The sequence below is a fragment of the Streptomyces sp. NPDC050263 genome (assembly GCF_040655955.1).
Taxonomy (GTDB): Bacteria; Actinomycetota; Actinomycetes; order Streptomycetales; family Streptomycetaceae; genus Streptomyces.
The window spans coordinates 20,504-27,713 of record NZ_JBFAKW010000126.1 but is presented as its reverse complement, the minus strand read 5'-3'; the positions used below and the strand labels follow the sequence as shown (position 1 = coordinate 27,713).

7 protein-coding genes are annotated in these 7,210 nt (G+C 72.6%); 2 read left to right on the top strand and 5 right to left on the bottom strand.

Annotated elements, in window-relative coordinates; genetic code table 11:
* The first annotated feature begins 285 nt into the window (after positions 1-285).
* Positions 286-1,059, top strand: a complete 774-nt coding sequence (locus AB0J04_RS37180; protein WP_363173037.1) for an SDR family oxidoreductase — start codon at positions 286-288, stop codon at positions 1,057-1,059.
* Between the two features lie 38 nt (positions 1,060-1,097).
* Here AB0J04_RS37180 and AB0J04_RS37175 read toward each other — a convergent pair whose 3' ends face one another.
* Positions 1,098-1,841, bottom strand: a complete 744-nt coding sequence (locus tag AB0J04_RS37175) for a GntR family transcriptional regulator (RefSeq protein ID WP_358807015.1) — start codon at positions 1,839-1,841, stop codon at positions 1,098-1,100.
* 194 nt (positions 1,842-2,035) lie between these two features.
* Here AB0J04_RS37175 and AB0J04_RS37170 point away from each other — a divergent pair, with 194 nt between their 5' ends.
* Positions 2,036-3,046 carry an alpha/beta hydrolase gene (locus AB0J04_RS37170; RefSeq protein ID WP_363173036.1) on the top strand — a complete coding sequence of 337 codons (1,011 nt, stop codon included), beginning with the start codon at positions 2,036-2,038 and terminating at the stop codon, positions 3,044-3,046.
* Positions 3,047-3,157: 111 nt separating this feature from the next.
* Here AB0J04_RS37170 and AB0J04_RS37165 read toward each other — a convergent pair whose 3' ends face one another.
* The 4 genes from AB0J04_RS37165 to AB0J04_RS37150 are packed head-to-tail and all read right to left on the bottom strand — an operon-like array spanning position 3,158 to position 7,209.
* Positions 3,158-3,649, bottom strand: coding sequence for a carboxymuconolactone decarboxylase family protein (locus AB0J04_RS37165; protein WP_363173035.1), 492 nt, complete (start codon positions 3,647-3,649; stop codon positions 3,158-3,160).
* Positions 3,650-3,671: 22 nt separating this feature from the next.
* A complete protein-coding gene (locus AB0J04_RS37160) occupies positions 3,672-5,150 on the bottom strand; it encodes a carboxylesterase family protein (protein ID WP_363173034.1) in 1,479 nt (492 codons plus the stop codon).
* Positions 5,147-6,385, bottom strand: coding sequence for an amidohydrolase family protein (locus tag AB0J04_RS37155; protein WP_363173033.1), 1,239 nt, complete (start codon positions 6,383-6,385; stop codon positions 5,147-5,149). The genes AB0J04_RS37160 and AB0J04_RS37155 overlap by 4 nt, the downstream gene beginning before the upstream one ends.
* Positions 6,382-7,209, bottom strand: a complete 828-nt coding sequence (locus AB0J04_RS37150; protein ID WP_363173032.1) for a fumarylacetoacetate hydrolase family protein — start codon at positions 7,207-7,209, stop codon at positions 6,382-6,384. The genes AB0J04_RS37155 and AB0J04_RS37150 overlap by 4 nt, the downstream gene beginning before the upstream one ends.
* Position 7,210: the final 1 nt, after the last annotated feature.

The following is a 7,210-nucleotide window of genomic DNA, read 5'->3' as shown; positions in this document are numbered from 1 at the left end:
TCGACACACCCCACCCAACGCCACACCCCGGCCCGAGGACACCCCCGGACCGGTCACACCATACGAATCAACGACCCGCGAAGTACGGGCCTAGACGACCTGGACCCGCCTCGCCCCGCCTCGCCCCGCCTCGCCTCGCTCCGCCTCGCCGATAACTGTCGACAGAAATGACCATCCGGAGCTTCACGCCCCTTGACGGACCCATAGTGTCGACACTAGGAAGGAGGGGCGAGCCGTGCCGCGGTCTCGTACGACCGCCATGAACTCCTCCTGAAGGGGGTCCACGTGACCGGCAGGCTCTCGGGGAAAGTCGCTCTCGTGACCGGCGCGGGCGCCGGGATCGGCCAGGGCTGTGCGCTGCTCTTCGCCGAGCAGGGCGCGACCGTCATCGGCTGCGATCTCGACACCGCGTCCGCGATACGCACGCGCAAGGCGGCCGCGGACCGGGGGCTGGCCGTCGAGGTGCTCGCGCCGCTCGACATGACCGTCCCCGCCGACGCCCGTCGCTTCGCGGAGGAGGCGGTGACGCGGCACGGCCGGATCGACGTCCTGGTGACGGCGGGGGCCATCGCCCCGCACATGGCCACGGCCGCCGCGATGGACTTCGGCGCGCAGTGGTCGCCCACCCTGCGCGGCGAGGTGGACGTGGTCTTCCTGCCGGTACAGGCCGCGTGGCCGCACCTGGAGGCCTCCGGGGGCGGATCGATCGTCAACTTCGCCTCGGTGAACGCCTTCCGGGGCAGCGGGAACTTCGGGATGGTCGCGCACTGCGCGGGCAAGGCGGCCGTTCTCGGGCTGACCCGTCAACTGGCCGTCGAGGGAGGCCCGTCGGGCATCCGCGCCAACACGATCTCGCCCGGCATGGTGCGCACGCCCGCGACCGAGTCCGCCGGCGCCCACGACGGCGCCGCCCGCGACGCGCTGCTGGCCCGGATCCCGCTGGGCCGGGTCGGGACGCCGGAGGACATCGCCTGGTGCGCGGTGTATCTGGCCTCGGACGAGTCGGCGTGGGTGACGGGCGGCAACTTCCCCGTCGACGGCGGAGTGCTGGCCGAGTGAGCCGCCCAGGGGGCCCGGCAGGGCCGTCCGGCGGGTTGCTACGAAGCCGCTCTGTGCCTGCGGACGGGCTTGCGGCCGCGGGCCGCGTCGTCCTGCTCCAACTGCTCCTCCACCGCCCGTTGCGCGCGCACCGTCGCCCCCGCGATCAGCGCGGAGGCCAGCTCCTCGTCACGCTCCTCGCAGGCCTGGAGCAGCCGTTCCTGGTCGTCGATGCTGTGGGCCAGGCGCCCGGCCCGGGTCAGACTCAGGTGCCGCAGCATCAGCGTGCGCAGGGCGAGGGAGTCCAGGATCTGCTTCAGGGTGGCGTTGCCGACGATCTCGGTCATCCGCTCCTGGAGCAGCACGTGGTTCCAGAAGTAGGCGTCCACGTCACCGGCGTCGGCCAGTTCCCGCATCCGCTCGACGCGGGTGCGCAGCTCGGCGAGTTCCTCGTCGTCGGCCCGCTCCACCAGCAGGGCCGCGAGCATCGACAGGAGGCGCTTGCGGACCTGGTAGATGTCCCGGATGTCCTGCGGGGACGGCGCGGCGACCCTGGGCCGGCGGCGCGCCTTCATCTCGACCAGCCCCTCCTGTTCGAGGAGCATCAGCGCTTCGCGGACGGGCGTACGGCTGGTGTCGAACCGGCGTGACAGATCCACGCTGTTGAGGTCCTGACCCGGTTCCAGCCGGCCCTCGATGATGCCCGCGCCGACCCACTCGGCGATCTGCGCGACCAGCGGCTCACGCCGGTCCCGCAACCGCAGGAGGCGCTCCAGCACGAGATGCGTGTCCTGATCGGTCATGCGGCACTTCTCCCTGCCTGTCCGAGCTCACAGCCAATACAACGGTGTCGACACTATCTCACCCGACGGCGGGCGACAGCGGAGATCCCCCGCGATCGACTGCGTCCTGTCGACAGAGAGCATCAGTCACTGGAGAAGCGCGCCGGAGAACCCGCCGGAATCTCACCGGAATCTCACCGAAGAAGCGAGGAATCATGAAGCGAGTCCGCACGAACCCGCTCCGCCCGTCCGGCTCTGCCGCCCCGCCCGTCTCGTCCGCCCCGCCCGTCTCGTCCGCTCTCACCAGACGCTCCGTGGTGGGAGGCGCGCTGGCCGCGGTCGCGGCGACCGGTGTCGCCCAGGGTACGGCCGAGGCCGGGGACGCGTCCGCCGGGGAGCCGTGGGAGCCGGTGCCGGTGCCCGCGCAGGCGCCGGTGACCGAGTATCAGGTGCCGGTGTCCGGGGGCGGCAGCCTGTGGTGCTGGGACACCGGCGGCGCCGGGGAGGCCGTGGTCCTGCTGCATCCCGGCTCGGGGAGCGGCGAGAGCTGGCCCTACCAGCAGCCGGTGCTGGCCGCGACGGGGCTCCGCGTCGTGGCCTACTCACGGCGGGGCGCGTACAACTCGGTGGCGGGCGTCAGGTCGGAGGCCGACACCGCCTCCGGCGACCTGAACACGCTCGCCGACCACCTGGGCCTGGAGACCTTCCACCTCTGCGGTGCGGCGGCGGGCGGACCCGTGGCGCTCGACTACGCCCTGTCGTACGGGGACCGGCTGCGCAGTCTCACCGTCTCCGGCAGCATCATGGGCGTCCAGGACGCGGAGTACGCCGAGCTGACCGCGGCGCTCCAGCCCGACCCCTTCGGCGACCTGCCCGTCGACTTCAAGGAGCTCGGCCCCTCGTACCGGGGCGGCGACCGGGACGGGGTGGCGGCCTGGCTGGAGATCCACGACCGGGCCCGGACCGCCGACGCCTTCCCGCAGTCCCTCGCGCACACGATCACCTGGGCGGCCATGGAGACCCTCGCCCTGCCCGTCCAGCTCATCACCGGCGACGCCGACCTCTACAGCCCGCCGTCCGTCATGCGCCTCAACGCCGGTCATCTGCGGGACGTGCAGACGCATGTCGTCCGCGAGGCGGGTCACAACCCGCACTGGGAGCAGCCGACCTCGTGGAACCGACTGCTCGTCGACTTCGTCCGGCGGCAGCGCGGCCGACGTTCCTAGGGCCCTAGGGGGCTGGCTTCTGATGGATCTCCGCGGCGTCGCGACGCCCGGCACGCACTCTCGCCGCACCGAACGCCGCTCCTTCTCCCACGGAGATCCATCAGAAGACCCCTAGACGTCGAGCGCGACCAGGAAGCGGGACACCATGTTGTACGCGGCCACGGTCGCCGTCAGTTCGACGAGTTCGGCGTCGGTGAAATGGGCGCGGAGGGCATCGAACACGTCGTCCGGGACGTGAATGTCGCGGGTCATCGCGTCGGTGTAGGCGATGACCCGCCGACGGCGCCCGTCGAACTCCGGTTTCGCACGGCGTACTTCGACCAGGTCGGTGTCGTCCAGGCCGGCCTTTCGCGCCTCCGGCTCGTGTGCCGTCCACTCGTACGGGGCACGGTTGAGCACGGCGATCCGCAGGATCACCAACTCCCGGATGTCCGCGGGGAGTTCCATGCGCCCTCGGATCGCGCCCAGCAGGGTGTTCCAGCCGTCGGCGAGCTGTGGGCTGTGCAGCAGCATGCCGTCGAGCGGGCGCAGTGCGCCGCCTCGGCGTTCGCGGATGCGGTGAGCGATCTCGCCGGCGCCTTCGGTCTCGGGGAGTCTTGCCACTCAGGGGTCCTCTCGTGGGGAGTCAGAGGGGTCGGGGGCAGCGGTCCAACAGCCGCATCGCGTCGAGGCGTTCGACGGTGGCCGCTTGCGCGCAGTCCCCGAGTTCCGGGTTGCCGAACTCCATCGTCTCGGTGCCGGTGAAGGCCGGCCACACCGGCAGCGTGCCGCCGTTCGGGTCGCCCGTCTCCACGAAGCGGGCCCAGGCGTCCGCCATGGTGCGGGCCAGCTCGCGGTCGGACTCGGTCCAGGGCCAGGGCCGGCAGTCCAGGTTGTCGAGGGCGTAGGGCAGTTCGGCGGTGTGGTGGACGCCGTATCCCGGCAGTCCGTCGCGCGGTGGAGCCAGGTCCAGGCCGCGCGGCAGCGGGGGCGTCCGGGCGAAGCGGTACAGCCGGGTCGGCGCCGTCTGCGCGTGGGCGACGGCCCACCGCCACACCGGGTAGGCGAATCGGCTCTCCCCGGTGAACAGCCGTGCCGTGCGCCGGGCTTCCGCCAGGTCCCGTACGGGATACAGCTCGTCGGCGCCGGGTTCCACCGGGAGGCTGCGCAGGGCGTCCGGGGTCGCGTAGACCGAGCCCTCGTCGAGGTTGGAGCCGACCAGCAGCGGTACGGCGTGCTGGCGGCCGGCGGCGAAGACGTCGTCGCTCGGCTCGGTCAGCAGCCGCCCGTCGACGACGGGTCCGAAGTGGCCTCGGAGCACGAGTTCCGTGCCGTCGAGCCGCCGCAGCGCGTCGATGCCCCGGTCGCCGAAGCCAGCCGCCCAGCGCAGCCCCTGTTTCTGGGCGGCGAACTGGTCGGCGAGCGGCCCCTCGGCGCGTCCGATGCCGGAGGCGCTCTGCCCGAGGGCCGCCCGGAAGAGGGGCCGGGCGGCCCCCGAGGCCATGAGGTGGCAGATGTGGGCGGCCCCGGCGGAGTTGCCGGCGAGGGTCACCCGGCCGGGGTCGCCGCCGAAGGCCGCGATGCTCTCCCGCACCCAGTCCAGGGCGGCGACGACGTCCAGCAGCCCGTAGTTCCCGGACGCCCCGAGGTCGTCCTCGGCGGCCAGTTCGGGGTGGGCGAGGAAGCCGAGCGCGCCGAGCCGATGGTTCAGGGTCACGACGACGAGCCCCCGGCGGGCCGTCGCGCGCCCGTCGTGGATCTCCTGGCCGCCGTGGCCGTAGCGGTTGCCGCCGCCGTGGAGCCAGACCATGACCGGCAGCCCGGCGGCGGGTGCGGGGTCGGGTGTCCACACGTTGAGGTAGAGGCAGTCCTCGCTCGTCACCAGCGCCCGCCGGTCGGCGAAGTTGGTGTGGAACATGATCGAGTCGCGGGGCGGCTGCGGCTGGAGCGGCGCGGGCCCGTAGTCGTACGCGCGCCGGTCTCCGTCCCAGCGGGCGGCGGGCCGGGGCGGGCGCCAGCGCAGCGGGCCGACGGGGGGCTCGGCGAACGGGATGCCCCGGAACACCGCCACGCCCTTGTCCCACTCCCCCAGGAGCCGCCCGGCGGGCGTACGGGCCCGGATCATCCGCGGGCCCTGTGCGGCTTGCGGGCCTTGTGCAGCTTGCCGTCCTTCATGATCACCGCGAGTCGGTCGCGGTCCTGGAGGATGCCGATCTCCTCCAGGGGGTCGCCGTCGACGAGGACGAGGTCGGCGAGGAACCCCGGCCGGATCAGGCCGAGTTCGTGCTCCATGCCCATGATCTGGCCGCCGTGGCAGGTCGCCGCGCGCAGTGCCTCGGCGGGGGTGAAGCCGAACCAGTCGACGAACAGTTCGAGGTCGCGGAGGTTGCGGCCGACCGGGTTCCACGCGAAACCGTAGTCGCCGCCCGGGACGACGCGTACGCCGCGCCGGACCAGCTCGGGCACGACCGCACGCACGGCCTCGGCGGTGGCCTCGACCTCCATGCCCGGCTCGGGTTCGGTGCCGGCCTCGTGCAGGTTGGCGTGGATGATGCCCGGGGTCGGGGCGACGAAGACGCGGTCGCGGGCCGCTTCGAGGAGGTCGAGGGCCTCCTCGTCGGCGAAGGTGCAGTGGTAGACGGCGCGGATGCCGTGTCGCACGGCCGTCTTGATCGACTCGGCGGCGTGCGCGTGCGCGGTGAGCCAGACGCCGTGCTCCTCCGCGGCCTTGGCCGCGGCGGCGACCTCCTCCCCGGTGAACTGCACGATCCGGGACGTTCCTTGGACGACGGCGCTCTCCCCGGACAGCGACAACTTCACGATGTCGACGCCGACTTGGGCCATGTCGGTGACGAACCGGGCCACCGAGCAGGGGTCCGAGGCCCGCCCGTCGACACCCGGGAAGTCGTAGACGCCGGGTTCGACCATGCCCGCGCTGCCCTCCCAGGAGGCGGCCTTCAGCCGCGGTCCGGGCATCCAGCCCTCGGCGAAGGCCTTGCGGGCGGCGATCTCCGTGCGCGGGAGCCGGTTGCCGCCGGAGTAGGCGCTGGTGATGCCGTGGTCGAGCAGCACGCGTCCGGCGTGCGCCACGAGCAGCGCCTTCTCCTCCGCGGGCTCGTCGCGGCGCGGCGAGCGGTGCTCGACGGTGGAGCCGAAGCCGAGGTGGGCGTGGGCGTCGACGAGTCCGGGGAGCAGGGTGCCGCCGCCGCCGTCGATCACCCGGGCCTCGGTCCGCAGGTCGCGCGGGACGCGGTCGGCCACCGCCGTGATGCGGTTTCCCTCGACGAGCACCTCGGCCGGAAAGGGGTCTTTCCCGGTGCCGTCGAAGACCTGGAGGTCGGTGAAGAGCGTGCGGGTCATGGCGTCGTCCTCCGGAAGCGGTGCCGCATCTCGCCGACTCCCCCGATGCGGCTGACGAGTTCGTCGTCGGGGGTCAGGAAGCGCTGCGGGGACCGGCGGTTGCCGACGCCGGCCGGGGTCCCGGTGAAGATGAGGTCGCCGGGCAGCAGGGTGCAGAACTCGCTGAGATACGCGACCAGTTCGGGAATCGGGAAGATCATGCCGGACGTGCGGTCGTGCTGGACCCGCTCGCCGTTGAGTTCACAGGTCAGTTCCAGGTCGTCGCGGTCGCCGCTCTCGTCGATCTCGTCGAGGCTGACCAGCGCGGGGCCCACCGGGCCGAACCCGGGGTGCGACTTGGCGAGCGAGAACTGGGCGGGGCGGCCCGCCAGTTGGGCGATCCGCTCGGACAGGTCCTGGCCGACGGTGAGCGCCACGACCGGCTCCCAGCCCTTCTCCACCCGCACCCGGCGGGCCTCGCGGCCGATGACGGCGACCAGTTCGAGTTCCCAGTCGACATGGCCGTCCGGAAGCTCCACGGTCGTGTGCGGGCCGGTGAGACAGGTCGGGAACTTGGTGAACACCAGCGGCGCTTCGGGCTCCTGGTACCCCGCCTCCGCGGTGTGGGGGCGGTAGTTGAGGGCGACGGCGAAGATCTGGCGGGGAGCGGGGACGGGCGCTTCCAGTTCGGCCTCGTCGTAGGGACGCCCCCCGGTGGCGTCCCTGGACCAGTCGCGCAGGTCGTCCCAGTGGAGGAAGAGGTCCTCGGCGTACTCGGCGGGGACGTCGACAGCGCCGTACCGAGTCAACAGGACCGGCTGTCCGGCCAGTTGTGCGATCCTCATC

Excerpts from the sequence above, each read along its gene's own strand:
- AB0J04_RS37150 (WP_363173032.1), bottom strand. The coding sequence starts at position 7,209 with ATGAGGATCGCACAACTGGCCGGACAGCCGGTCCTGTTGACTCGGTAC.
- AB0J04_RS37160 (WP_363173034.1), bottom strand. The coding sequence starts at position 5,150 with ATGATCCGGGCCCGTACGCCCGCCGGGCGGCTCCTGGGGGAGTGGGAC.
- AB0J04_RS37170 (WP_363173036.1), top strand. The coding sequence starts at position 2,036 with ATGAAGCGAGTCCGCACGAACCCGCTCCGCCCGTCCGGCTCTGCCGCC.
- AB0J04_RS37175 (WP_358807015.1), bottom strand. The coding sequence starts at position 1,841 with ATGACCGATCAGGACACGCATCTCGTGCTGGAGCGCCTCCTGCGGTTG.
- AB0J04_RS37155 (WP_363173033.1), bottom strand. The coding sequence starts at position 6,385 with ATGACCCGCACGCTCTTCACCGACCTCCAGGTCTTCGACGGCACCGGG.